The following is a 25,703-nucleotide window of genomic DNA, read 5'->3' as shown; positions in this document are numbered from 1 at the left end:
CGCAAGGCATCATGCATCTTCTCGCCGCACGTCCCGGAACGATCGCCGACGGAATGTCGGCGGTCGATCTGTTGCAGACGCCGGGCGAGATCGTTCTGCTGTCGGCGGCCGATACCGAGCTCGCCTGCCTTGCCGAGGCGCATCGCTTGCAGGGGCCGGGTGCACCCAGCCTGCGCCTCGCCAATCTGCTGTTCCTCGGCCACAACATGTCGGTCGATCTCTATCTCGAACAGACGCTCGCGCAAGCGCGCCTCGTGATCGCCCGCTTGCTGGGCGGCGAGCGCTACTGGCCCTATGGCGTCGAGCAATTGTCGGCGCTGGCGCGCAAGCGCGGCATCGCCGTCGCGTTCCTGCCGGGAGACGACAAGCCCGACCCCGAGCTGGCGCGCCGCTCGACCCTGCCGGCCGAAACCCAGGACCGGCTCTGGCGCTATCTGGTCGAAGGCGGCGTCGAGAATGCCGTCCAGATGCTGGATTATGCGGCGGGCCTGATCGGTTATGGCCGCCCCTGGCGCGAGCCCAAGCCGCTGCTGAAGGCCGGGCTCTATTGGCCGAGCCTGACCGAGCCCGGCCTGGACGATCTCCGGGCGCGCTGGCAAGGCGCGCGGCCGGTGGCGCTCATCGTGTTCTATCGCGCGTTGCTGCAGGCAGGGCAGCTCGAGGCCATCAACGGGCTGATCGAGGCGCTGGATCGCGCCGGGCTCGATGCGCTGCCGGTGCATGTGGCGAGCCTCAAGGATCCGCTGGCAGCGGGGCTGATCGAGAAGCTGTCGGCCGAGGCCAAACCCGATGTGATCCTCAACGCGACCGCCTTCGCGCTGTCGCAGCCGGGCGCCGTCCGCACGGCGACGCCGTTCGACAGCGCCGATTGTCCGGTGTTCCAAGTCGTGCTGTCCTCGGGCGGCGAAGCCGAGTGGCGCGAGGGCACGAACGGGCTCGCGGCGCGCGACATCGCCATGCATGTGGCGCTGCCGGAAGTCGACGGACGAATCCTGACGCGCGCCGTCGCCTTCAAGGCCGAGGCGCGGCGCGATGAGGCGACTCAATGCGGCATCGTCGCCCAGCGTCCGGTGAAAGACCGCTTGGATTTCGTGGCCGATCTCGCTGCCGGCTGGGCGCGGCTGCGGCGGGCGTCGCCGGCGTCGCGCCGGGTCGCGCTCATTCTCGCCAACTATCCCAACCGCGATGGACGCATCGGCAATGGCGTCGGGCTCGACACGCCGGCCAGCGCCGCGGGCTTGATCCAGTCGCTGGCCGCGGCTGGCTATGCCATCGGCGATGGTCCACGAGACGGCGCCGGACTCATGGCGCGCCTCCTGCAAGGCCCGACCAACAGCGGCCGTCGCGGCGACGCGCAGATCCGCTGGCCGCTGGCCGATTATCGGCAATTCCTCGACCGCCTGCCGCACGCGGTGCAGGAGGCGGTGGCAGCGCGCTGGGGTGACCCGGAACGCGATCCCTTCTTTGCGAATGGCGAGTTCCATCTGCCGGGGTTTGTAGCGGGCAATCTCGTTGTCGCCGTGCAGCCGGCGCGCGGCTACAACATCGATCCGGTCGCGAGCTATCACGATCCGGCGCTGGTGCCGCCGCATGGCTATCTCGCCTTCTATGGCTGGCTGCGGCGCGGCTTCGGTGCCCATGCCGTCGTCCATGTCGGCAAGCATGGCAATCTCGAATGGCTGCCGGGCAAGGCGCTGGCGCTGTCGGAGGAATGCTGGCCGGAAGCGACGCTCGGGCCGCTGCCGCAGCTCTACCCCTTCATCGTCAACGATCCGGGCGAGGGCAGCCAGGCCAAGCGGCGCAGCGCCGCCGTCATCCTCGATCATCTGACGCCACCTCTGGCGCGGGCCGAGAGCTATGGCGAGCTCGAGGAGCTCGAGCGGCTGGTCGACGAATATTACGAGGCCTCGGGCCTCGATCCGCGCCGCTGCAAGCTGCTGCGCGACCAGATCCTCGATCTCACGCGCCGGCTCGGCCTCGACAAGGATTGCAACATCGCCGCCGACGAAGCGGCCGACAGCGCGCTGGTCAAGCTCGACAGCCATCTCTGCGAGATCAAGGAGCTGCAGATCCGCGACGGCCTGCATGTGTTCGGCCGCAGCCCGACCGGCAGCTTGCGCGATGCGCTGCTGGTAGCCCTGGCGCGGGTGCCGCGCGCCAAGGGCGAGGACGCCGATCAGTCGATCCTGCGCGCGCTGGCGAAGGATCTGGAGCTGGGCGAAGGCTTCGATCCCCTCGATGCGGATTGGGCGCAGGCCTGGACGGGCGCGCGGCCCACCATCCTGGAAGGGCCGGGGACCTGGCGTCATCAGGGCGACACCGTGGAACGGCTCGAGCTGCTGGCGCTGAAGCTGGCGGCGGGCGAGATCGAGCCGGCGCTGCAATGGACGCGCACGAGGGCGGTTCTGGGTTTCATGCGCGAGAGCCTGGCGCCGCGGGTCGAGGCCTGTGGGCGTGCCGAGACCGAGGCTTTGCTGGCGGGGCTCGATGGCCGCTTCGTGGCGCCCGGTCCCTCGGGTGCGCCGACGCGAGGCCGGCTCGAGGTGCTGCCGACAGGGCGCAATTTCTACTCGGTCGATACGCGCTGCGTGCCGACGCCGGCGGCCTGGCAGCTCGGCTGGAAATCGGCCTCGATGCTGATCGAGCGCTATCGCCAGGAGCATGGCGCCTGGCCGACGAGCCTGGCGCTCTCGGCCTGGGGCACGGCGAATATGCGCACCGGCGGCGACGACATTGCCCAGGCATTGGCCCTGATGGGCGTGCGGCCGCGCTGGGATACGGGCTCGGCGCGCATCGCCGGGTTCGAGATTCTGCCGATCACGCTCCTGGGCCGGCCGCGCGTCGACGTGACCTTCCGCATCTCGGGATTTTTCCGCGACGCTTTCCCGGCGCAGGTCGATCTGATCGACAGCGCGGCGCGCGCGGTGGCGGCGCTCGAGGAGACGCCGGCAGAAAATCCGCTGGCCGCGCGCGTGGCGGCCGAGCGCAGCCGGCTCCTGGCCGAAGGCGCCACGCCGGAAGCGGCCGACCGGCGCGCGGGCTTCCGCATCTTCGGCTCCATGCCGGGGGCCTATGGCGCAGGCTTGCAGGCGCTCATCGACGAGCGCGGCTGGCGCGACAGCGGCGATCTCGCCCGCGCCTATGTCGCCTGGGGCGGCTACGCCTATGGCAGCGGCAGCGAAGGCGAGGCCGCGCACGGGCTGTTCGAGACGCGGCTCGCGCAGATCGAAGGCGTGCTGCACAACCAGGACAATCGCGAGCATGACCTGCTCGACAGCGACGACTATTACCAGTTCGAGGGCGGGCTCGCGGCGGCGGTGAAGGAGTTCTCCGGCCGCAAGCCGGTGGTCTATCACAACGACCATTCGCGCCCCGAGACGCCGAAGGTGCGAAGGCTCGAGGAAGAGATCGCGCGCGTGGTGCGGGGCCGCGCCGCCAATCCCAAATGGATCGCCGGCGTCATGCGCCATGGCTATAAGGGCGCCTTCGAGATGGCAGCGACGGTCGACTATCTCTTCGCCTTCGCCGCGACGACGGGCGCCGTCGGCGATCATCATTTCGAGGCGCTTTACGAGGCCTATCTCGTCGACGAGCAGGTGGTGGGCTTCATCCGCGACGCCAATCCCGCCGCGGGCCGCGAGATGGCGGAACGTTTCAACGAAGCGATCGAACGAGGCTTATGGAAGCCGCGGGCCAACAGCGTGCATGCGCGGCTGGATGCGATCAGGGAGGGCAGGACATGAGCGGCGTCGAAGATACCGATGCGATCCGTCAGGCGAACGAGAAATCGGCCAAGCGCAAGGAAGCGCGCGACCGGATGATGGCGACCAAGACCATCCAGAAGGGCCTGCTGATCGTCCATACCGGCAAAGGCAAGGGCAAGTCGAGCGCCGCCTTCGGCATGGTCATGCGCTGCGTCGGTCATGGCATGAAGAGCGCCGTGGTCCAGTTCGTGAAGGGCAAATGGGAGACGGGCGAGCGCACGGTGCTGGAGCGCTTCCCCGATCTCGTCACCATCAAGGCGATGGGCGAGGGTTTCACCTGGGACACGCAAGACCGCGCGCGCGATATCCGCGCGGCCGAGGCGGCCTGGGCCGAAGCCAAGCGGCAGATGGCGGATCCCGATATCAAGATGCTGCTGCTGGACGAGCTCAATATCTGCCTGCGCTACGACCATCTGCCGGTGGCGGAGGTGGTGGAGACGCTCAAGCGCAAGCGGCCCGACCTGCATGTCGTGGTGACGGGCCGCAACGCGCCCGACGCGCTGATCGAGGCGGCGGACCTGGTGACCGAGATGACCATGCTCAAGCATCCCTTCCGCGACGGCGTGAAGGCGCAGGCGGGGATCGAGTTCTGATGATGCTGGCGCCATCGCAGCGGCACCCCTCCCCCTACCCCCTCCCGCAAGGGGAGGGGGCGTGGACTCTTTCTTGCCCACCCTCACCCAACTTTCCATCCCCTCCCCCCTTGAGGGGGAGGGTTAGGGAGGGGGGTAGCCCCCGTCTCGTTCTTGGCAAACGAAGCAGGGGTACCGCGTGAAGACTCCCGCCATCATGCTGCAGGGCACCGGCTCCGACGTCGGCAAGTCGTTGCTGACGGCGGGGCTGGCGCGCGCCTTCACCAAGCGGGGGCTCAAGGTGCGGCCGTTCAAGCCGCAGAACATGTCGAACAATGCGGCGGTGACCGAAGAGGGCGGCGAGATCGGGCGGGCCCAGGCGCTGCAGGCGCGGGCCTGCGGGGTGAAGCCGTCCGTGCATATGAACCCGGTTCTGCTGAAGCCGCAGAGCGAGGTGGGCGCTCAGGTCGTGCTGCAGGGCCGCATCTATGGCAAGGCCAATGCGCGCGTTTATCACGCCTTGAAGCCGACCCTGATGCCGGCGGTGCTGGAGAGCTTCGGCAAGCTGTCGGCGGAAGCCGATCTGGTGCTGATCGAAGGCGCGGGGAGCCCGGCCGAGGTCAATCTGCGCGAAGGTGACATCGCCAATATGGGTTTCGCCGAGGCGGCGGACGTTCCGGTTCTGCTGATCGGCGATATCGATCGCGGCGGCGTGATTGCGAGCCTGGTGGGCACGGCCGCCCTGCTGGCGCCTTCCGAGCGCGCGCGCATCAAGGGCTTCATCATCAACAAATTCCGCGGCGATCCGACGCTCTTCGCCGAGGGCATGAAGATCATCACCGAGCGGACCGGGCTGCCGGCGCTGGGATTGCTGCCCTTCTGGCCGCGCGCGATGAAGCTGCCGGCCGAGGACGCGGTCGTCCTGCCGCGCTATGGCGCCAGCGAGGCCGGTGCCTTCGTCACGGTCGCGGTGCCGATGCTCAACCGGATCGCCAATTTCGACGATCTCGACCCCTTACGCGCCGAGCCCTCGGTGCGCCTCGTTATCGTGCCGCCGGGCGAGGCCTTGCCGGGCAATGCAGATCTCGTCGTTCTGCCGGGCTCCAAATCCACCATCGCCGATCTGCGCATGCTCAAGGCGGAGGGCTGGGATACCGATCTTAAATCGCATATCCGCCGCGGCGGGCGCGTGATCGGGGTCTGCGGCGGCTATCAGATGCTGGGGCGGCGCGTCGCCGATCCCTACGGGATCGAGGGACCGCCGGGCGAGGAAGAAGGCCTGGGCCTGCTCGATCTCGACACGGAGCTCGGCCGCGGCAAGACCCTGACCGAGGCCAGCGGCCGCGAGCGCTCCACCGGCGAGCCGGTAAGGGGCTATGAGATGCATGTCGGCAATACCGAGGGGAGCGACCTCAAGCGCCCGATGCTCGATCTCGACGGGCGGCCCGATGGTGCGGTCTCCGCGGACGGTCGCGTCATGGGTTGTTATCTGCATGGCATCTTCGCCGCCGACGGCTATCGCCGCGCGCTCTTGCGCCGCCTCGTCGGCGGCAATGTGGCGCTCGGTCCCGATTTCGAGGCCGAGGTCGAAGCCACGCTCGATGCGCTGGCCGCCCATATCGACGCCCATGTCGATCTCGATCGCATCTGGGAGATCGCCCGTGGCGCTTGAGCGGAAGCGGGTTCTATCGGACCAGGATCCAGAGCAGCGCCACCAGCGCCGCCTCGATCAGGCACGCCCTCAGGTAAAGCGCAAGCGCGTTGCGGATGTCGGTTGCGCCGAGCTCGCGCCGCCCGTCCTCATTGACCCAATGGCTGTCGCCGACGCGGCCCCCGTAATAGGTGCGCGGGCCCGCCAGCGCGATCTCGAGCGCACCGGCCATGGCCGCTTCCGGCCAGCCCGCATTGGGCGAGCGATGACGCGGCGCGTCCTTGAGCATGACCCGGACCGAATCGCCGAAGCTCTGGAAGGAGGCCAGCGCGATCAGCAGCCCGGAGAGCCGCGCGGGCGCCAGGTTGAGCAGATCGTCGAAGCGTGCCGAGGCCCAGCCGAAGGCCTCATGCCGCTGGGTGCGGTGACCGATCATGCTGTCGGCGGTATTGGCGGCTTTGTAAGCCATCATGCCGGGCAGGCCGAACAGCAGGCCCCAGAACAGCGGCGCCAGCACGCCATCGGCGAAATTCTCGGCCAGCGATTCGATCGCCGCCCGCGCCACGGCGGGACGGTCGAGACTCTCGGGATCGCGGCCGACGATATGGCGCACGACGTCGCGGGCTTCCGCCAGAGTGCCGTCGGCGAGCGCCCGGGCGACCGCCTCGACGTGGCGATAGAGGCTGTTCTGCGCGAGCAGGGTCGCCATCAGGGCGGCCTCGATCAGCCAGCCCCAGGAGATTTGATTCAGCAGCGCATGGATCAGCAACCCGATGCCGAAGCTGGCGGCCATGAGGATCGAGAGCGCCGCGACGCCGGCGATGCGCCGGTGCAGATCCGGCGCCTCGTCGCGGTTGAGCGCGCGGTCGAGCTGGTCGATCGCCCATCCGGCCAGCGCCACGGGATGCGGGATGCGCTGCCACAGCCAGGCGGGATCGCCCAGCCCGGCATCGAGGGCGAGGGCCAGCAGCAGCGCCGGCAGCAAGGTGGGAGACCCCAGAAACATGGACAGCAAGGTGGAGGCGAGCCCTGCGACCTGTCAACGCGGGTCTCCGCTCAAAAGTTTCGAAGCATGAAGTTTCTGATAAGAGCAGCGGCGGCGGCCCTCCCGGGCCGCGCGCCGGCGGAAGAACGGGTGGGAGAGACGCGATGAACAAGATCGGCGTGATGGTATGCGGTCATGGCAGCCGCGACGACGAGGCGATCGCCGAATTCGCCTCGGTCGCGGCCGGCATCGCGCAACGCCTGCCGCAGTATCCGGTCAGCAGCGGATTCCTCGAATTTGCGCGGCCGGTCATCCGCGACGGACTCGACGAACTGCGGGCGAAGGGTTGCGACCGGATCCTGGCCATCCCGGGCATGCTCTTTGCCGCGGGCCATGTGAAGAACGATGTGCCCTCGGTCCTGAACGAGTATGCCGCGCGCCATGACGGGCTCACGATCAGTTACGGCCGCGAGCTCGCGGTCGAGAGCAAGCTGCTGCAGGCCGCGGGCCAGCGCATCGAGGAAGCCGAGCGGCGCTCGCCGAACAAGGTCGCCCGCGAGGACACGCTGCTGATGGTGGTCGGGCGCGGCACCTCCGATTCCGACGCCAATTCCAACATCACCAAGGTCGCGCGCATGCTGTGGGAGGGCATGGGCTTCGGCTGGAGCGAGGTCTGCTACAGCGGCGTCACCTTCCCGCTGGTCGGCCCCGGCCTCGAGCATGCGGTCAAGCTCGGTTACAAGCGGATCATCGTATTCCCTTACTTCCTTTTCACCGGCGTGCTGGTGAAGCGGATCTATCACGTCACCGACCAGATGGCCGAGCGCCATCCGGAGATCGAGTTCCTCAAGGCCAGCTATCTCAACGACCATCCCTTCGTGCTGGATTGTTTCGCCGAGCGGGTCGAGGAGATCCTGGTCGGGCAGAACAACATGAATTGCGGGCTCTGCAAATATCGCGAGCAGGTGCTTGGCTTCGAGGCCGAGGTCGGGCTGCCGCAGCAGAGCCATCACCATCACGTCGAAGGCATCGGCACCAACAAGGACGCGCCCGCGAACGGGAGTCTGCTGCCTCTGAAGCCGGTTGCCGACCATCCTCACGATCATGGGCATGGCCACGATCACGATCATGGGCACGACGACGCTCACGGGCATGACCATGATCACGGCCATACCCATGTGCCGCATCCCCATGCCAATCACCGGCATGGGCCGCAGCGGCGCAATCCCGAAACGCTGGACTGAGCGGGCAGGCGAGGCGAGGAACCAAGGGCGATGGCGATCTATCGCTATGAGCGCGACCCCCAGGCGATCTATCGGGAGTCCTTCGCGCGCATCGAGGCGGAGGCGGGCCCAGCTCTGGCCGCCTTGCCGCGCGACCTCGCACGCGTCGCGGTGCGGCTCATCCATGCCTGCGGCATGACCGATCTGGTCGAGGATCTGGCGGCGACGCCGGATCTGGTCGAGGCGAGCTGCAGGGCCTTGGGCAAGGGCGCGCCGATCCTTTGCGATGCGGCAATGGTGGCCTCGGGCATCATGCGCCGTCATCTGCCGAACGGCGTCGAGATCGTGGCGGCGATCGATCTGCCGGGCGTCAGGGAACGCGCGGCCGAGATCGGCAATACCCGGTCGGCCGCGGCGATGGATCTGCTCGGCGAGCGGCTCGATGGCGCGCTGGTGGCCATCGGCAACGCACCCACGGCTCTGTTCCGCCTGCTCGAGATGATCGAGCTCGACGGCATCAGGCCGGCGGCAATCCTGGGCTTCCCCGTGGGCTTCGTCGGCGCCGCCGAATCCAAGGACGCGCTGATCGCGGCCGATCTCGGCATTCCCTATCTCACCCTGCGTGGCCGGCGCGGCGGCTCGGCATTGGCGGCCGCCGCGGTCAATGCGCTGATCCTGCCCGAAGGAGAGGCATCATGAGCCGCTGGCTCTCGGTCATCGGATTGACGGAGCGCGGGCTCGACGGGCTCACGGCCGAGGCGCGGGCGCTGATTGACCAGGCCGAGCTGATCGTTGGCGGCGAGCGTCATCTGGCGCTGGTGCCGGCGGGCAAGGCCGAGCGCCAGACATGGCAGAGCCCGCTGAGGCTCACCATCGAGGAGATCCTGCGCTGGCGCGGGCGCCCGGTCGTGGTGCTCGCCAGCGGCGATCCGATGTGGTTCGGCGTGGGCGTCACCCTCGCGCGTCGCGTGGCGCCCGACGAGATGCGGGTGCTGCCGCAGGTCTCGGCCTTCACCCTGGCCGCGTCCCGGCTCGGCTGGTCGCTCTCCGACACGGATTGCCTGACCCTGCATGGAAGGCCGCTCGATCTGCTGAACGGCTCGGTGTTTCCGGGCGCCAGGCTGCTGATGCTGACCGACGATGGCGCCGCGCCCGCATTGATCGCACGTCGATTGACGGAGCTCGGCTACGGCGCCAGCCGCGTGGTGGCGCTCGAACATATGGACGGGCCCGCCGAGGCGGCAATCGAAAGCCGGGCCGCCGACTGGGGCGACCGGCAGACGGCGGACCTCAACACCGTCGCGGTCGAATGCCGGGCCGAGCCCGGCACCGCGATGACGGCGCGAACTCCGGGCCTGCCCGACGATGCCTTCGCCCATGACGGCCAGCTCACCAAGCGCGAGATCCGGGCCGCGGCGCTGGCGAAGCTGATGCCGCTGCCGGGCGCCTTGCTGTGGGATGTCGGCGCCGGCTGCGGCTCGATCGCGATCGAATGGATGCGCGCGGCGCGCGGCGCCAGGGCCATCGCCATCGAGAGCGACGCCGAGCGCGTCGCCCTGATCGAGGCCAATATGCGCAAACTCGGGACGCCGAAGCTTCAGATCGTGACGGGCAAGGCGCCCGCCGCGCTCGAGGGACTGGCACAGCCGACCGCGATCTTCCTCGGCGGTGGTGTCTCGACCGTCGGCCTGATCGAACGCTGCTGGGCCGCACTGCCCTCCGGCGGCAGGCTCGTGGCCCATGCCGTGACGGTCGAGAGCGAGGCGCGGCTTGCGGGTTTCCGTGCGGTCTGCGCGGGCGAGCTGACACGCATCGCGATCCAGCGCGCCGAGCCGATCGGCCCGCATCTGGCCTGGCGGCCGCTGATGCCGGTCACGCAATTGTCGGCAGTGAAGCCATGAGCGCGAACAGCGCCTTCGGCACGGTCTGGGGTTTGGGCTTGGGGCCCGGCGATCCCGAGCTGGTGACGATCAAGGCGGCCGCGATCCTGAAGCGGGCGGCCGTGATCGCCTATCCGGCGCCCGAGGACGGCGACAGCTTCGCGCGCACGATCGCGGCGCCGCATCTGCCGGGCGGCCAGAAGGAGATCGCCATCCGCATGAATCTGGGCGACGGGGCCTTCCCGAAGGACGATATCTACGACCACGCCGCTACGGCGATCCTGGCGGAATCGAAGGCCGGCCGCGAGGTCGCGGTGTTGTGCGAAGGCGATCCCTTCTTCTATGGCTCGTTCCAATATCTCTATGGCCGCCTCTCCGGCCGCTGCCCGGTCCGGATCGTGCCGGGCGTGTCCTCGCTGATGGCCTGCGCCGACGCGGCGGGCATGCCGCTCACGGCGCGCAACGACGTGCTGAGCGTGATCCCGGCCCCGCTGCCCGAAGCCGAAATCGCGCGCCGGCTCGAGGATTGCGAGGCCGCCGCCATCATGAAGCTGGGGCGGCATCTGGGCAAAGTCCGGCGAGTGTTGCAGAAAATGGACCTGGTCGATCGCACGCGCTATGTCGAGCGCGCGACGCTCGGCAGTGAGAAAGTGATGGCACTCGCGGAAATGCATGGCGAAAGCGCTCCCTATTTCTCCATGCTGTTGGTGCATAAGCGGGCGGAGGCCTGGGGCAACCGTTCGATGGCGGCGACGAGTCGGGGAGAGGTTTCGTGAGCGTGCCGGGGATCGTTCTGCTGACGGCCAATGCGCTGGGCGTCGCCCATCGCATCCGCGACGCGCTGGGTGGAGCCGAGCTCTTCGGCTATGCGCCGCGCGTCGAGGCGGTCGATGTCACCTTCTCCGATGTCGAGATGCAGCTGGCCGAGTTGTTCGAGGGCGGTCGTCCCATCATCGGGATCTGCGCCGCGGGAATCCTGATCCGCAAGCTGGCGCCGCTGCTCGACGACAAGCGCAGCGAGCCGCCGGTGATCGCGGTCGCCGAGGATGGCAGCAGCATAGTGCCGCTCCTGGGCGGGCATCACGGCGCCAACGAGATGGCGCGGCGGATCGCGGCGGCGCTGGGCGGCCATGCCGCCGTGACGACGGCGGGCGATCTGCGCTTCGGCATCGGCATCGACGAGCCGCCTTCGGGCTGGCGCCTCGGCAATCCCGAGATGGCGAAGCGCATCATGGCGGGATTGCTGGCGGGCGAGCCGGTCCGGCTCGAGATCGATGCGGCGCGCGACGATGCCGACTGGCTGAAGCGCCTGCCGTTCGACGCGCGCGGTCAGCTGGCGATCCGCGCGACGATCAAGACCGAAGCGCCGCGTGGCGACACACTGCTGGTCCATCCGGCGACGCTGGTGCTGGGCATCGGCTGCGATCGCGGCGCGCCGCCCGAGGAGGCGATCGCGCTGGCGCGCCAGACGCTGTCGGCTGCCGGGCTGTCGCCGAATTCGGTCGCCTGCGTCGCCTCGATCGCGCTCAAGGCGGGCGAGCCTGCGGTTCATGCGGTGGCAGCCTCGCTGGGTGTGCCGGCGCGCTTCTTCCCGGCCGAGCGGCTCGAGGCCGAGACGCCGCGCCTCGCCAATCCGTCGGATGTCGTGTTCAAGGAGACCGGCTGCCATGGCGTGGCAGAAGGCGCGGCCCTGGCCGGGGTGGGCGAAGCCGGCCGCCTTCTGGCGCCCAAGCGCAAGACGGGCCGCGTGACATGCGCCATCGCCGAAGCGCCGCGCCTCGTCGATCCGATGCAGCTCGGGCGCGGGCGCGGGCGACTCGCGATCGTCGGTATCGGACCGGGCTCGACCGAAAGCCGCACCGCAGGCGCCGAAGCGGCGCTGCGCGAGGCCGACGAGGTTGTCGGTTATGGACTTTATCTCGACCTGGTGGCGCCGCTGATCGCCGGCAAGACGCGCCATGATTTTCCGCTGGGCGAGGAAACCGAACGCGTGCGCAAGGCGCTCGATCTGGCGGCCGAGGGCAAGCATGTGGCGCTGGTGAGCTCGGGCGATGCCGGCATCTATGCGATGGGTGCCCTCGTGTTCGAGCTGATCGAAACCGGCGCCAATCCCGATTGGGAACGGATCGAAGTCAGGGGATTGCCCGGCGTGTCGGCGATGCAGGCCGCGGCCTCGCTCGCGGGCGCGCCCCTGGGTCATGATTTCTGCGCGATCTCGCTGAGCGATCTGCTGACGCCCTGGGATGTCATCGAACGGCGGCTCAAGGCCGCCGCCGCCGGCGACTTCGTCGTGGCGCTCTATAACCCGGTGTCGCAGCGCCGGCGCGACCAGCTGGTGAAGGCGAAGGCGTTCCTGCTCGAAGGCCGGCCCGGCAGCGTGCCGGTGGTGCTGGCGCGCAATCTGGGACGGGAGGGCGAGACGGTCACGGTCACGACGCTCGAGGCCCTGACACCGGATCAGGTCGACATGCTGACCGTGGTGCTGATCGGCTCGAGTCAGAGCCGGGCGATCGCGCGCCCCGATGGCGGGCAATGGGTCTATACGCCGCGCGGCTATGCCGCCAAGCGCGGCGCCGACATCCCCGACGCGCCGCCGCTGATCCGCAAGGAAGGGGCTGCGCAATGACGGTTCACTTCATCGGCGCCGGCCCGGGCGACCCCGATCTCATCACCGTCAAGGGCCGCAAGCTGATCGAGCACTGCCCGGTGCAGCTCTATGCGGGCTCGCTGGTGCCCGAGGCCGTGGTCGCCTATGCGCCCAAGGGCGCGCTGGTGGTGGATACGGCACCGCTGACGCTCGACGAGATCGTCGCCTATATGAAGACGGCCCATGAGAAGGGCCAGGATGTCGCCCGGGTCCATTCCGGCGATCCCTCGATCTATGGGGCGATCGCCGAGCAGATGCGCCGGCTCGACGCGCTCGGCATCGATTACGACGTGACGCCGGGCGTGCCGGCCTTCGCGGCCGCCGCGGCTCTGCTCAAGACCGAGCTCACTTTGCCCGAGGTGAGCCAGACCATCATCATCACCCGCACCGAAGGCAAGGCCTCGCCGATGCCCAAGGGCGAGGAGCTCGCGGCGCTGGGGGCCTCGCGCGCCACGTTGGCGATCCATCTTTCGGTGCGCAACATCCATCTCGTGGTGTCGGAGCTGACGCCGCATTACGGCGCCGACTGTCCGGTGGTGGTGGTGTTCCGCGTCGGCTGGCCCGATGCCGCCGTCCTTCGCGGCACGCTCGGCACCATTCGCGATCGGGTCAAGGCCAGCAAGATCACGCGCACCGCGCTGATCTTCGTCGGCCGCGTCTTCGAGAACGACTCCTTCTCGGAGAGCCGGCTCTATCATCCCGGGCATCAGCATATCCTGCGCCCGGGCCAGAAGGCCGCGGCCAAGAAGGCCAGAACCCGCGCCGCCGCGGCAGGAAAAGAATCGCCAGTTCCCGAGTGACGAATCCGGCGCTCTCCCCTTAATCTCTGCCCCCGGACGCGGCTCCCGCGTCCAACCAGGGGTGGTGGGTCGAGTTTTCAGGGGACTCTCGGGTGCTGAAGATTCTTGTCTTTTTTCTGTGGTTCCTCGGTTTCGCCATCGGCCTGCCGGGGCTGGTGCTGGCGCTGATCAAGCATGGGGCGCAATCGGATTTCGCCATCGACCGCGATGCCGGCGATGTGGCCGGCGGTCAGTTCAAGGACCCGGCCCGGCTGTTCGGCCGGGACACGGCCGCGCCGCCGGTCGATGCGCGCTCGATGTTCCCGCTCGCGGTTGCGGCTGCCGCCGCGGTCTATCCGGATGCGACGCGGGTGCTGATCGCACGCGGGCCCGACAAGGAGCGCTCCAAGCTCCTGATGGCCGATTTCTATAGCGGTCTTGCGAGCGGCAACACGACCCAGGACCATGGCGGCTCGCGTTTCACGGCGAACACGGGCGAGGTCGGCTGGATTGCCCTGCAGGGCGAGTTCGGGATCGCGGTCCTGGGCCCGACGCGCGAGGCGATGTCGGCGCGGCGTGCCGCGATCCCGGGCTTCCACGACAATCCGAAGCGCACGCTGGGCAACAAGATCGACCGCGAATATATGCCCTATGCGCTGGCCGTTCTGCTGATCTGGTGTCTGCTGGTGGCGGCGCAGTTCGGCCGCATGGCAGCTTGGGTCGGCGGCGAGAACGCACCCGACAATGCGACGCCCGTGGCGGCCGAGGTCCTGGCCGACAAGATCCTGGCGCTCAACCAGCAGGACGTGCCCTTCACCGTCAGCCGCGGCGATGCGCCCAACATGCTGGTGGTGGATTGGCGTTACGCCGACGCGAAATGGGCCGAGCTCATGCGCGTCCGTGACATGGAGAAGAGCCACCGGCTGGTGCTGCGGCTGGACGAAGGCGGTCATACCGCGCGCTCGCGCGATTATGAATCGGCGATGAGCTGGTCGGCCGGAGCCGACGGCGCGAACCTGGATTGGAAGGGCAATCTCGGCATCACCTTCTTCAAATACGAGTATGAGAAGGCCTACGGCCTGTTCTTCGAGAACGGAACGCTCAAGCTGACGCCGTCTTACGAATACCGCTTCGATCTCGACGAAATGAAGGCGCCGATCATCGCGCTTGTCATCGGCAATGGCTGGAACTGGCGGCCGGTGGTGAGCTTCTGGCGCCCGCTGGGCGGTTGAGGGGAGACGGGACCCTGGGCAGGAGAAGCCGCATGCTCCTGATCATCCTGGTTGCGATCGTCGTCCTGGTCGCGCTCTTTGTCGTCGGGCGCTCGGTGGCGAACGCGAGGTTCGCGACGCGCGAGCTCCTGGAGCTGGGCAGCATCGAGCTGCCGGCGCGGCTCGATCCGCGATCGCCCGACGAGCGACCGGAACGTGTCCTGTTCGAGTATAAGCGCGTCGTGAACAGCTTCCTCTGGATGGGCAGCAACACGCCCTATCGGGAGGTGCTGGCGGTGGCCGTCTGGTCCGAGGGCGGTCAGCCGGGCCCCGATGCGGACTGGAACCGGAGCTTCGTCAGCAGTGCTGTCGATCGCACCCAGGATATAGCCTGGCGGCAGGACGGGGATTTCCAGGTCGGCGAGGGGATCCATCGCGTCAATACGCATGAGACGCCGACTTGGGTTCTCATCAAACGCTGGCCGGACCGCCATCTGGCGCTGGGCTACATGATCTGGAAGAAGGATGCATCGCTCGAGCAGGCCAAGGCGATGGTCGAGCGCATCGCCGCCTCCTTCAAGCCGAAGATCGAGCTCACCGCCTTCTTCGAGATTGTGCGCGAACGCCCCGGCAAGCTTCTGGCCGCCCGTCACGAAGCGTTGGCGAAGCAACTGGCGAGCCGGAACCTCACGATCGCCCCCGACCAGCCGCCGGTCGAGCAGGACGGTATCGCCTATGTGATCCAGAGCGACTGGCAGTCGATCGGTGGGCGCTGGCTCTTCGCGATGTCGCCGATCGGGACCCTCCCGGCGACGGCGCGGCCTTATCGCCATCACTGGCCGAAGCCGCCCGAGGGCGTCGGGCACTGGCCGGACCTGGTCTATTACAGCTGGCGCGACGGCGAAGGCTGGGTCATGCAAGGCCTGCCGACGGACTATCTGATCCCCGAGGCGATGACGCCCTGGCTCGCGGCGCGCCATACCGACAAGAGCAAGGCTTATTTCTATGCGGTGACGGGCGAGGCGGTCGACGAGATCGACGCGCGGCCGATCGATCTCGATCAATATTGGAAGGCGCTGCCTTTCATGGCGCCGAAGCTTGCCGATGGCACGCTCGTGTTCGAGCTGGTGCTGAAATGAGCGCGACCATCGACCATCTCTGGGCCTGGCGGCAGGTGACGGTGCGGCGCGCCTTCGCCGATTTCGAGGGCCGCCGGCATGAGGTCGGCGAGACCTGGCTGATCACGCGGATCGATTACGAATATCCGAAGCATCACGCGATCTTCCATATCGAGCAGGCGGGACAGCCGGACCGCTTCACGCTCGACCTCAAGGACAAGAACGGCCCGCGCGACAACGAGATGCGGGAATGGTTCGACGCCGAGGACGAGGATCCGGAATTGCGCGAGATCAGGCTCACGCGCCTGCGCGAGGCGAAGGCCGCGGTGGCCGCCCAGGCCGCACCCAAGCCGGTGCCGCCACCGGTCGCCGAAAAACCGGCCGAGAAGATCGATCCGGCACCGATCTTGGAACGGTTGTCGGCGCTGGCCGAGCATGAGCGCTATGCGGAGGCGGAAGCGGAGCTGCAGAGGCTCTTCAAGATCCCGCATTATGACAGCGAAGGATTGCCGGGCCTCGCCGAAGCGCTCGAAGGGCTGGCCGCCGAGGTCTGTCCGCGCAACCGGCGGGCCGCGGTCTGGCTCTATGACCGGGCCTTCGACTGCTGGCATGGCTGGGGCTCGATGGCGACCAGCGGCGGCGACGGCACGGCCCGCATGTATCACATCAAGCAGGCGCAGGCCCGCCGGGAAAAGCTGCTGGGGGCGCCGCGCTAAGGCGGTCGCGCATCGTCGATGACGCGTCGAAGCGCATCGGTGAATTCGGCGATCAGACGGTCAGCCGGCCTGGATGGACCCAGCTCAGCCGCAAGCGTGGTCATGGTCTCAGGGCGGAAGTCGACGGGCCGGCCCAGCGCGGTGAGGAAATCGGCGACGGCCGCGCAGGCAAGGTCGAGGTCCGGCGCGATCCAGAGGGTTGCATGGGCGAGGATGACCGTCAGCCCGGGGCGGCCGCCAGAACGCCGCCGCTGGGCGGTGCCGACGAATTTTCGTCCGCCGATGGCGAGATCGAAGCGGCCGGCACAGAGGCTGCCGGTGACCTCGCCCACCTCGGCTTCGACACCGAAGTCCCGCGTGGCGTGACGCAGGGGTTCAACCAGATGACGGTAAGCCGCCTCCAGCGACCAGAGGTTCGACGCGACGGGATAGACGAAGGACAGATTGAGGACCCCTGGCATCTGCGGGACCGGTGTGCCGCCCGAAAGCCGGGGGAGCACCGGCCAGCCGCGCGCCTCCATGCCGGCCGCGGCCTCGGCAAAGGCGGGAAGATCGGTCCAAGGACGGGGCACGACGATGGCGCGGGCAGCCTGCCAGATCCCGCAGGTCGGCGGCTCGCCGTCGCGGACGCGCTCCAGCAGCGCCTCCTCGGCGCGCAGCCTCTCGGCCGCCGGCGCGGCGTCGCGCTCGATCTCGAACCGCCAGCGGCCGACGCCGGGCGGCGTCGGATCCGCGGGCGGGAAAGGGGACGTCATTCGATCCGGGCGACCTCGGCTCCACGGCGGAAAGGCACATCCTGTCCGACCAGGATGCGCAATATACCCGAGGCTGGCGCCGTCAGATCATAAGAAGTCTTCTCAACCATGACCTCGGCGATCAGGTCGCCTTCGCGCACCCGGTCGCCCTCCTCGAACAGCCAGGCCGAGACCACGCCCTCCATGTCTTCCGCCCACATGTCGGGCGGAATCGCCACCGACACCATGCTCAGCGTTCCTTGCATGCCAGGCGGCCCGCCGCTGCGACCTTGGCCGCGTCCGGCATCAGCGGGCGCTCGAGGGCCGGGCTGAAGGGAATCGGGATGTCGGGGAAGGCGACGCGCCGCGGCGCGGCCTTGAGCGCGCTGAAGGCGCCTTCGGTGGCGGTCGCGATGATCTCGGCCGAAACGCCGAAGCTCTGATAGTCGTCATCCACCACCACCAGCCGTCCGGTGCGTCGCACCGAGGCCAGGATGGTCTCGCGGTCGAGCGGCACGATGCTGCGCAGATCGATCACCTCGGCCTCGATGCCCTCGCCCGCGAGATCGCCCGCGGCGTCGAGCGCGTGATGGAGCGTGTTGCCGAACCCCACCAGGGTCACGTCGCGGCCAGGACGGACCACGGCGGCGCGTCCGATCGGCAGGACATAGTCGTCCTCGGGCACGTCGGTGATGGCGCCCTTGACGGTGCCGAGCCAGCCCATTCCCTGGAGCGCCTTGTGGAACATGTAGATAACGGGATTGGGATCGCGGATCGCCGCCAGCAGCAGGCCCTTGGCGTCAAAGGCATTGGACGGCACGACCACCTTGAGGCCCGGCAGATGGGCGAAGGTGCCGTAGAGGCATTGCGAATGCTGACCCGCGTCGCTGTAACCGCCGCCGCAGGAGGTCATGATCACCATCGGCAGCGGCATCTGGCCGCCCGAGAAATAGCAGTTCTTGGCGGCGAGATTGTAGATCGCATCCATGCAGACGCCGAAGAAGTCGACGAACATCAGCTCGACGATCGGCTTCATGCCGACGGCGGCCATGCCCACTGCACCGCCGATGAAGGCGGTCTCCGAGATCGGCGTGTCGCGAATGCGTTCCGGGCCGAACTCCTCGATCAGCCCGCGGGTGTTGCCGAACACGCCGCCGAGCCGGCCGATATCCTCACCCATCACCAGCACGGCAGGATCCTGGCGCATCTCCTGCGCGATCGCCTCGGCCATGGCCTTGGCGATGGTGAGGTTGCGCTTGGCGCGGTTGGCGGCACCGGCATCGCCGGCTTGCGGCCTGGTCTGGGTCGCGGCGGTCATGCGAACACCTTTTCGAAGGCTTCCTGCGGTTGCGGATAGACGGCGGCGCGCGCGGCAGCGATGGCGGCATCCACTCTGGTGCGGGCACGGTCGCGCTGGGTCGCCTCGGTCGCGGCGTCCATGATCCCTTCGCGCAGGAGCCGGTCGCGCAGCGCCGGGATCGGATCGCGCGCTTTGAGCGCGGGCAGCTCGCCTTCGGGGCGATAACTCTGCGGATCGCCGATGAAATGGCCCTCGAGGCGCGAGGTCTCTATTTCGATCAGGCTGGGCCCGCCGCCGGAACGCGCGCGGGCAATGGCTTCGCCGGCGACCTCGAAGATCGCGAGCGGATCGTTGTCGGCGACGCGATGGCCGGGAATGCCGTAGGCCGCCGCCCGCAGGTCGTTGTTGGCGATCGCGGTGGCCTGTGCCTTGGCGACCGAGATGCCTCAGCCATTGTCCTCGATCACGAAGACCGCCGGCACCTGCCAGAGTGCCGCCAGATTGAGCGCCTCATGGAAGGCGCCCTGGTTGGCGGCGCCCTCGCCGATGAAGGAGACGGCGACATGGCGCTGCTGGCGGAGCTTGAAGGCGAGGGCGGCGCCGGTCACCGGCCCCATGCCCTCGGCGATGATGCCCGAGCAGCCGAAATTCACCCGCGCATCGAAGACATGCATATGGCCGCCGCGCCCGCCGCTGAGGCCGGTTTTCTTGCCGAAGATCTCGGCCGCCATGGCATCGAGATCGACGCCCTTGGCGATAGCGATATGGTGCGGGCGATGGGTCGCGGTCACGAAATCGTCGGCCCTCAGATGCGCGCAGACGCCGACGGCGCAGGGCTCCTGGCCGTTGGAGAGATGCATCTCGCCGGGAATGGGGCCGTTCGCCATGTTGAAGGCGGGGGTCTTGCCCTCGAAATAAGCGGCGGCGATCGCCTCCTCGAACAGGCGGCTCGTCACCATGGTCCGGTACATCCACAGCCACTGGTCGCGGGTGGGCTTCATCGGATTTCACCTCGTCGGAAAGGGCGCTGACGAGGCGTGGCGCGCCGGGTGGCGCCCGGCGGCCGCGCTCGCCATGGAAAGAGACGGGGATGCCCCGCGTCAGGCGGCCGCCCGGGTCTGCTCCCTGGCCTTGTCGGCGAAATATTTCCAATCGAGGATCATGGCGATCGACTGGTCGGGGTTGATGAAAGCGATCGGCCCGTGATTGGTGAAGAGCAGCTCCGAATCCTCGTGGAACTCGGTGCGCTCGTGATAGACGCCGAGCGGCTCATAGCCATAGTCGCCGGCATGGGCGACCCCGGCGCGGTAATCCATCACGCCCTTGGTCAGCAGATATTCCCCGGCGCCATGATGGAAATGGGGCGGGAAGCTCGATCCCTTGGCGCAGCTGAAGATGACGGTCCAGACGCCGGTCTCGGCACTGGTGCGCAGCACCTTGTAGTCGATGCCGGGGCCGAAATTGATCCAGGCCATGTCGGCCGTGCGGCAGAGCAGATCCGGGGGATTCACGTCGCTCATGGGGCATTCCTCCTGGTGGGACGGGCGCCATTGACCTCCGGGCCCGCTTGCCCAAGAATCGACCCCATATCGCCCGCACCGGTCTTGCCTGACCGTGCCGGGAAGCTTGATCCAGCGCGCAAAGGACGAAATCCGCAGGACAAAGGTCTTCGACCGGTGCCGGGGCGGGTCACGAAGCAGGACTGGGAGAGGGGCCATGCTGTCGACCGGAGCAGTTCAGGTGATGTCGTCCGAAACGGTCGCTGCCGCGCGCCAATATAACTGGTGGCGCGACGCGGTCAGCGACACCCATTGCTCGTGGGACATGCCGCGCCAGGACCGGACCGGCTTCAAGGCGAAGCTGCGCCGGCAGACGCTGGGGGCGGCCGACATCATTCACTGCGTCTGCGATCCTTGCCGCGGCCGTCGCGGCCGGCCGGAGCTCGGGAGATCGAGCGAAGCCGCGTTCGGACTTCTCTATGTGATCGGCGGGCGCGAGCGCATTACCCATGCCGGCCGCGAGGCCGAGCTGGGGCCGGGCGACCTCACGCTCTGGGACAGCACGCAGCCGATGGAGTTCCTGGTTCCCGACAGCCTGCAGAAGATCACGTTGCTGCTGCCGCAGGCGCTGCTCGAAGGGGTGATGCCCAATGTGCGCGATCTGACGGGCACGGTGCTGAACGGACGCTCGGGCTGCGGCGCCATCTTCGCGACCCATCTGCGCGCACTCGCGCGCCAGGCAGCGGAGCTGCCGCCGGGCGGCCAGGAGCCGGTGCTGCGCGCAACCCTGGAGCTGCTGGCGAGCGCGCTCGATCCGATGCCGTCATCCGCGGCGTCGGACTATCACAAGAGCATGCTGGCGCGGATCACCGGCCATATCCTGCAGCGCCTGGGCGATCCGGAGCTCAATCCTGACGGGATCGCGGCGGCGGTCGGCGTCTCGCCGCGCCAGCTCCACCGCGTCTTCGGCGAGAGCGGCTGGACGCTCGAACGCTGGATCTGGCATCGACGGCTCGAGGCCTGCCGGCACGATCTGGCGCTGCGCCCGGCCGCGCGCATCTCGCAGATCGCCTATCAGTGGGGGTTCAGCGACGCGGCCCATTTCAGCCGCGCCTTCCGCGAGGCCTATGGCACCTCGCCGCGGCTCTATCGCGCGACGGCTCTCGGCCGGAAAGCCGGCCCCTCCGACCTTCTGGATTGACCTTGCCCGGCGTCAGATATTCCCAGCCCCGAGGTTGCAACCCGGGCCCGCTCCGGCGCATGATCCGCCGCCTCGGGGGATAAGACAGCGATGTTCGAAGGTTTCCAGGCGCGACGCATCAAGACGTCGAACGCCGAGATTGCGGTCAAGACGGGCGGCCATGGGCCGGCCCTGCTGCTGCTGCACGGCTACCCGCAGACGCATGCGATCTGGCACAAGGTGGCGCCGGCGCTGGCCGACCGCTTCTCGCTGGTGATCCCCGATCTGCGCGGCTATGGCGACAGCATCGGCCCCCAACCGGACCCCGAGCATCTGAACTACTCGAAGCGGGCGATGGCGCGCGACATGATCGAGATCATGGATGCGCTGGGGCAGCCGCGTTTTCGCCTCGGCGGGCATGACCGGGGTGCCCGCGTCGCCTATCGCCTGGCGCTCGATTTCCCCGAGCGGGTGAAGAAGCTCGCGATCCTCGATATCGTGCCGACGGTCGAGACCTGGGAGCAGATGGGGTGGGAATCGGCACTCGCCACCTATCACTGGCCGTTCCTCGCGGTGCCGGCCCCCGTGCCGGAGAAGATGATCGGCAGCGACCCGCTCTTCTATATGCACCATCTGCTGCAGCGCTGGGCCGGCAAGAAGGACTGCTTCGACCCCGAGGCGATCGCCGCCTACGAGGCGAGCTTCGCGAAGCCCTCGGTGGTCGAGGCGACCTGCGAGGATTACCGTGCCGGCGCCACTTGCGACCGCGAGCATGATCTGGCCGACCGTAAGGCGGGCCGCAAGATTCAATGCCCGCTGCTGGTGATCTGGGGCGCCGACTATCTCAAGGACAAGATCGCCTCGCCAGCCGAGATCTGGAAGAAATGGGCCAGCGACGTGCGCGAGGTGCCGCTCAAATGCGGCCATTTCATCGCCGAGGAAGAGCCCGAGGCCTGCGCCAAGGCGATGCGCGAGTTCTTCACGAACGGGTGAATGGCGCCGGCGTGGGCGCCTGAGCGAGTATCGCGACGTCACGCGCTCCGGGGAACGATCGCCGATCTTGTCTTCGCAACAGAAATTTCGCTCGGTCTCCTTGCTGCTGATTGCCGAGGTGGCGGCGATGAGCCTTTGGTTCGTATCCGCCGCGGTCCTGCCGGACATGCTGCGCGAGGCGGCCCTGTCGCCCTTCCGCCAGGCGGCGCTGTCGAGCGGCGTCCAGGCGGGCTTCGTCCTCGGCGCGCTCGCTTCCGCCATCCTGGGGCTGGCCGACCGCTACGATCCGCGCCGCGTCTTCGCGGTGTCGGCCATCTGTGCCGGAATCGCCAATGCGAGCCTCTTGGTCCTGGTGCCGGGCAGCGTCCCGGCCATCGCCGCGCGTGTCGCGACGGGCGCGCTCCTGGCCGGTGTCTATCCGGTCGGCATGAAGATCGCCGTCGGCTGGGGACAGAAGGATCGCGGGTTCCTGGTCGGCGGACTCGTGGGTGCGCTCACGCTGGGCTCGGCCTCGCCGCATCTGATCGCACTTGCCGGCGGCGAGGATTGGCATGTGACGGTGATGATCGCTTCGATGGCTGCCGTCGCGGCCGGCCTGCTCTGTCTCACGGTGTCGCTCGGACCCTATCACGGCAGGGCCACACGCTTCGATCCCAGCGCCATCGCGACGGCCTGGACCAACCGGCGCGTCCGCTTCGCCTATGCCGGCTATCTCGGCCATATGTGGGAGCTCTACGCCATGTGGGCCTGGATCGCGGCGGCCACGGCGGCTTCCTATGGCGCCACACTGCCGGCGGCGGACGCGTTGCGGCTTTCCAAGCTCACAGCCTTCGTCGCCATCGGCGCTGGCGGTCTCGCCTGCGCCTTCGCCGGTTCGGTGGCGGACCGGATCGGCAAGGCCGAAGTCACCATCGTCGCGATGGCGCTGAGCGGCGCCGCCGCGCTGGCGACCGCCGCGACCTTCGGCGGGCCCGTCTGGATCACCTTCGCGATCGTCGTGGTCTGGGGCCTCACCATCGTTCCGGATTCGGCGCAGTTCTCGGCGCTGGTCGCCGACGCCTCGCCGCCGCAGCAGGCCGGCAGCCTGATGACTTTCCAGACGGCGTTGGGTTTCGCGCTGACCTTCGCGACGGTGCAGATCACGCCGGTGCTGGCGGCGAAGTTCGGCTGGCCACCGGTGCTCGCCGGGCTCGCAATCGGACCGGCGCTCGGTATCGTGGCGATGGTTCGGTTGAGAAGGTTGAGGTGAATTACCGTCTCTCCAATCCTCTCCCCACTTTGTGGAGATAGGGAGGGCCCCATCGCGCTTGCGATGGGAGGGTGAGGGGTGCGGTGCGAGCAAGGAAGGTCACCTCACCCAGCTTCGAGTAAGTCTCCGCTTCGCGTGCCGGCTCCGCCGGCCATTAAACAAACAGCGGGCCCTCGCCCGCGGCCTAACTCTTCGCAACCCTCTCCCTCGCTTCGTGAGGGAGAGGAAAGGAATCCGGTTCAATCCCGCGCGAACCGATCCAGCCACTCCATCGCCGCTTCCGCCGTCTCGACCATCGCCGCGGGCGCGTAGCCCGGCGGCAGCGCGGGGCGGCGTTGCAGGATCACGGGGACCTTGAGCTCGCGGGCGGCGGCGATCTTGCCGTAGGTGGCGTCGCCGCCGCTGTTCTTGGCGATGACGAGATCGATATGGCGCACGCGCATCAGCTGCAGCTCCTCGGTCTCGTCGAAGGGCCCGCGCTCGAGCATGATCTCGAAATCGGCCAGCGGCAGCGGCGCCGAGGGCGGATCGACCAGCCGCACCAGGAAATGAACCCCGGCGACACCGCTGAAGGAGGCGAGCTCCGTCCGGCCGACGGTGAGAAAGGCGCGATGGCCGAGCTTGGGCGCGAGCTTCGCGGCTTCCGCGAGATCTTCCACCTCATGCCAGCGGTCGCCGCGCATCTTGGCCCAGGCGGCGCGCTCGAGGCGAAGCAGCGGGACATTGGCCTTGGTCGCGGCCGCCATGGCGTGGCGGCGGATCTGCGCCGCGAACGGATGGGAGGCATCGACCAGCACGTCGACCTTGCTTTCGCGCAGATAGTCGATCAGGCCGGCGATGCCGCCGAAGCCGCCGACACGGACCTTGCCGGCGAGCTTCTTCGGATTGTCGGTGCGGCCGGCGAGCGAGGTCGTCACCGAGAATTTCGGATCGGCATTGATGCCCGCGGCCAGCCTCGCGGCATCCCCCGTGCCGCCGAGGATGAGGATCTGGAGGCTCATGCGAAGCCTGCGCGGCCGACGATGGCGCCGGCGCGATCGAAGGCGACGACTTCGATCGCGACCTTGCCCTCGACCACGGCCGACGCCTGGTCGCGCGCCCGTTTCGCCACCAGCTCGCCGAGGGCGAGCCCCCGCGCCTGTGCTTCTTCCAGGATCTCGGCGCCGGTGTTGGCGATCCTGGTCTTCTCGATCAGGGCCGGATCGGCGCCGAGCTCGGCAAGCCAGCCCGCGACCGCGGCGCGGTCGAGCTGGCTGCGGCCGGAATGGAGATCCATCGCCCCGGTGGCGAGCTTGGCCAGCTTGGCAAAGCCGCCGCCGATGGTGAGGCGCGGGATCGGATGGTCGCGCAGATATTTGAGCATGCCGCCGACGAAATCCCCCATATCGATGAAAGCGAAGTCGGGCAGGTCGTAGAGCTTCTTCACCCCATCCTCCGAAGTCGAGCCGGTGCAGCCGGCAACATGATCGAGATGGCTGGCACGGGCCACGTCGATGCCGCGATGAATGGACGCGATCCAGGCCGAGCAGGAGAAGGGATGCACGATCCCCGTGGTGCCGAGGATCGAGAGCCCGCCGAGAATGCCGAGGCGCGGATTCCAGGTGTGGCGCGCCATCTCCTCGCCCTGCGGGATCGAGATGGTGATCTCCAGATCGGGCCGGCCGCCGAACCTGGCGGCGATCGCCTGGACGACCTCGGTCATCATGCGCCGCGGCACCGGATTGATCGCCGGCTCGCCGGGCGGGATCGGCAGCCCCGGCTTGGTGACGGTGCCGACCCCGCGCCCGGCCTTGAAGCGCAGGCCGGTGTTGGGACCGAGCGCCCGCACGCTCGAGAGGATCAGCGCGCCATGGGTCACGTCGGGATCGTCGCCCGCGTCCTTGACGATGCCGGCGGTGACCACCTCGCCCGCGCGCTTCTGATGGGCCAGCGCGAACGAGGGGCGCTCGCCCTTGGGCAGCGCGATCTCGATGGGATCGGGGAAATGGCCGGTCAGGAGCGCTTCGAAGGCGGCCGCCGTCGCCGCCGTGGCGCAGGCGCCCGTGGTCCAGCCGCGCCGCAAGGGGCCGTCGGGCTTACGGGCCATGGGGATCCTGTGGGCAACCAAAAGGGTTCCGGCGCATGGGCTTATCCTAGAGCCTCCGCGCATCGAGCCGTACCGGCTTGATGGGCCAATCAGCTCCTATTTCAACGAATCGGGAC

The 25,703-nt window shown here is 68.4% G+C and carries 22 protein-coding genes and 1 pseudogene; 15 read left to right on the top strand and 8 right to left on the bottom strand.

The features are described 5' to 3' along the window. The first annotated feature begins 11 nt into the window (after nucleotides 1–11). From cobN to FRZ44_RS19840, 3 genes are all read left to right on the top strand, one after another. The gene (gene cobN / locus FRZ44_RS19850) at nucleotides 12–3,743 is read left to right on the top strand and encodes a cobaltochelatase subunit CobN (RefSeq protein ID WP_151178807.1); all 3,732 of its coding nucleotides are present in this window, start codon (nucleotides 12–14) and stop codon (nucleotides 3,741–3,743) included. Next, a complete protein-coding gene (gene cobO / locus FRZ44_RS19845; RefSeq protein ID WP_151178806.1) occupies nucleotides 3,740–4,357 on the top strand; it encodes a cob(I)yrinic acid a,c-diamide adenosyltransferase in 618 nt (205 codons plus the stop codon). Before cobN ends, cobO begins: the two co-directional genes overlap by 4 nt. Before the next feature lie 196 nt (nucleotides 4,358–4,553). Beyond that, nucleotides 4,554–6,008 carry a cobyric acid synthase gene (locus FRZ44_RS19840; protein WP_151180386.1) on the top strand — a complete coding sequence of 485 codons (1,455 nt, stop codon included), beginning with the start codon at nucleotides 4,554–4,556 and terminating at the stop codon, nucleotides 6,006–6,008. Between the two features lie 13 nt (nucleotides 6,009–6,021). Here FRZ44_RS19840 and cbiB read toward each other — a convergent pair whose 3' ends face one another. After that, a complete protein-coding gene (gene cbiB, locus FRZ44_RS19835; protein WP_151180385.1) occupies nucleotides 6,022–6,993 on the bottom strand; it encodes an adenosylcobinamide-phosphate synthase CbiB in 972 nt (323 codons plus the stop codon). 143 nt (nucleotides 6,994–7,136) lie between these two features. Here cbiB and FRZ44_RS19830 point away from each other — a divergent pair, with 143 nt between their 5' ends. The 9 genes from FRZ44_RS19830 to FRZ44_RS19790 all read left to right on the top strand — a co-directional run bounded on the left by FRZ44_RS19830 (nucleotide 7,137) and on the right by FRZ44_RS19790 (nucleotide 16,546). After that, entirely contained in the window at nucleotides 7,137–8,216 is a 1,080-nt protein-coding gene (locus FRZ44_RS19830; RefSeq protein WP_151178805.1) for a sirohydrochlorin chelatase, read from the top strand. A 30-nt stretch (nucleotides 8,217–8,246) separates the two neighbouring features. Next, nucleotides 8,247–8,894 carry a precorrin-8X methylmutase gene (locus FRZ44_RS19825; RefSeq protein WP_151178804.1) on the top strand — a complete coding sequence of 216 codons (648 nt, stop codon included), beginning with the start codon at nucleotides 8,247–8,249 and terminating at the stop codon, nucleotides 8,892–8,894. After that, on the top strand, nucleotides 8,891–10,096 hold the full coding sequence (gene cbiE, locus FRZ44_RS19820; protein ID WP_151178803.1) for a precorrin-6y C5,15-methyltransferase (decarboxylating) subunit CbiE: 1,206 nt from the start codon (nucleotides 8,891–8,893) through the stop codon (nucleotides 10,094–10,096). The genes FRZ44_RS19825 and cbiE overlap by 4 nt, the downstream gene beginning before the upstream one ends. After that, complete coding sequence (gene cobI / locus FRZ44_RS19815; protein ID WP_151178802.1) at nucleotides 10,093–10,851, top strand: precorrin-2 C(20)-methyltransferase; 759 nt, start codon at nucleotides 10,093–10,095, stop codon at nucleotides 10,849–10,851. Before cbiE ends, cobI begins: the two co-directional genes overlap by 4 nt. Then, the gene (gene cobJ, locus FRZ44_RS19810; protein WP_151178801.1) at nucleotides 10,848–12,701 is read left to right on the top strand and encodes a precorrin-3B C(17)-methyltransferase; all 1,854 of its coding nucleotides are present in this window, start codon (nucleotides 10,848–10,850) and stop codon (nucleotides 12,699–12,701) included. Before cobI ends, cobJ begins: the two co-directional genes overlap by 4 nt. Then, a complete protein-coding gene (cobM, locus tag FRZ44_RS19805; protein ID WP_151178800.1) occupies nucleotides 12,698–13,522 on the top strand; it encodes a precorrin-4 C(11)-methyltransferase in 825 nt (274 codons plus the stop codon). The genes cobJ and cobM overlap by 4 nt, the downstream gene beginning before the upstream one ends. A gap of 92 nt (nucleotides 13,523–13,614) precedes the next feature. Further along, complete coding sequence (locus tag FRZ44_RS19800) at nucleotides 13,615–14,733, top strand: hypothetical protein (RefSeq protein ID WP_151178799.1); 1,119 nt, start codon at nucleotides 13,615–13,617, stop codon at nucleotides 14,731–14,733. 32 nt (nucleotides 14,734–14,765) lie between these two features. Next, nucleotides 14,766–15,851, top strand: coding sequence for a hypothetical protein (locus tag FRZ44_RS19795; protein ID WP_151178798.1), 1,086 nt, complete (start codon nucleotides 14,766–14,768; stop codon nucleotides 15,849–15,851). After that, nucleotides 15,848–16,546, top strand: coding sequence for a hypothetical protein (locus FRZ44_RS19790; protein ID WP_151178797.1), 699 nt, complete (start codon nucleotides 15,848–15,850; stop codon nucleotides 16,544–16,546). Before FRZ44_RS19795 ends, FRZ44_RS19790 begins: the two co-directional genes overlap by 4 nt. Here FRZ44_RS19790 and FRZ44_RS19785 read toward each other — a convergent pair. From FRZ44_RS19785 to FRZ44_RS19765, 5 genes and pseudogenes are all read right to left on the bottom strand, one after another. Then, nucleotides 16,543–17,301 carry a lipoate--protein ligase family protein gene (locus FRZ44_RS19785; RefSeq protein WP_151178796.1) on the bottom strand — a complete coding sequence of 253 codons (759 nt, stop codon included), beginning with the start codon at nucleotides 17,299–17,301 and terminating at the stop codon, nucleotides 16,543–16,545. The genes FRZ44_RS19790 and FRZ44_RS19785 overlap by 4 nt on opposite strands. Further along, nucleotides 17,298–17,528: a lipoyl domain-containing protein gene (locus FRZ44_RS19780; protein WP_151178795.1), complete on the bottom strand. Its 231-nt coding sequence runs from the start codon at nucleotides 17,526–17,528 to the stop codon at nucleotides 17,298–17,300. The genes FRZ44_RS19785 and FRZ44_RS19780 overlap by 4 nt, the downstream gene beginning before the upstream one ends. 2 nt (nucleotides 17,529–17,530) lie before the next feature. Further along, on the bottom strand, nucleotides 17,531–18,598 hold the full coding sequence (locus FRZ44_RS19775; protein WP_151178794.1) for an alpha-ketoacid dehydrogenase subunit beta: 1,068 nt from the start codon (nucleotides 18,596–18,598) through the stop codon (nucleotides 17,531–17,533). Further along, a pseudogene (locus FRZ44_RS19770) lies at nucleotides 18,595–19,440 on the bottom strand (thiamine pyrophosphate-dependent dehydrogenase E1 component subunit alpha). The gene FRZ44_RS19775 and the pseudogene FRZ44_RS19770 overlap by 4 nt, the downstream one beginning before the upstream one ends. A gap of 240 nt (nucleotides 19,441–19,680) precedes the next feature. Beyond that, on the bottom strand, nucleotides 19,681–20,100 hold the full coding sequence (locus tag FRZ44_RS19765) for a 2,4'-dihydroxyacetophenone dioxygenase family protein (protein WP_191908204.1): 420 nt from the start codon (nucleotides 20,098–20,100) through the stop codon (nucleotides 19,681–19,683). A gap of 196 nt (nucleotides 20,101–20,296) precedes the next feature. Here FRZ44_RS19765 and FRZ44_RS19760 point away from each other — a divergent pair, with 196 nt between their 5' ends. The 3 genes from FRZ44_RS19760 (at nucleotide 20,297) to FRZ44_RS19750 (ending at nucleotide 23,501) form a co-directional block, all read left to right on the top strand. Then, entirely contained in the window at nucleotides 20,297–21,280 is a 984-nt protein-coding gene (locus FRZ44_RS19760) for an AraC-like ligand-binding domain-containing protein (RefSeq protein ID WP_151178792.1), read from the top strand. A 90-nt stretch (nucleotides 21,281–21,370) separates the two neighbouring features. After that, nucleotides 21,371–22,252 (top strand): alpha/beta fold hydrolase, encoded by an 882-nt coding sequence (locus FRZ44_RS19755; protein ID WP_151178791.1) that lies wholly within the window; start codon nucleotides 21,371–21,373, stop codon nucleotides 22,250–22,252. Between the two features lie 67 nt (nucleotides 22,253–22,319). Beyond that, nucleotides 22,320–23,501 (top strand): MFS transporter, encoded by a 1,182-nt coding sequence (locus FRZ44_RS19750; protein ID WP_225308356.1) that lies wholly within the window; start codon nucleotides 22,320–22,322, stop codon nucleotides 23,499–23,501. A 239-nt stretch (nucleotides 23,502–23,740) separates the two neighbouring features. Here the strand turns inward: FRZ44_RS19750 and FRZ44_RS19745 are convergent, their stop codons facing one another. Together FRZ44_RS19745 and FRZ44_RS19740 are read right to left on the bottom strand one after the other, a co-directional pair. Further along, a complete protein-coding gene (locus FRZ44_RS19745) occupies nucleotides 23,741–24,502 on the bottom strand; it encodes a cobalt-precorrin-6A reductase (protein WP_151178790.1) in 762 nt (253 codons plus the stop codon). Then, nucleotides 24,499–25,587 (bottom strand): cobalt-precorrin-5B (C(1))-methyltransferase, encoded by a 1,089-nt coding sequence (locus FRZ44_RS19740; protein WP_151178789.1) that lies wholly within the window; start codon nucleotides 25,585–25,587, stop codon nucleotides 24,499–24,501. Before FRZ44_RS19740 ends, FRZ44_RS19745 begins: the two co-directional genes overlap by 4 nt. Nucleotides 25,588–25,703 lie beyond the last annotated feature (116 nt).

It is taken from the genome of Hypericibacter terrae (assembly GCF_008728855.1).
In the GTDB taxonomy this organism is placed as follows: domain Bacteria; phylum Pseudomonadota; class Alphaproteobacteria; order Dongiales; family Dongiaceae; genus Hypericibacter; species Hypericibacter terrae.
The sequence above is the reverse complement of the archived record's forward strand: the minus strand, read 5'-3'. Positions and strand labels throughout refer to the sequence as shown.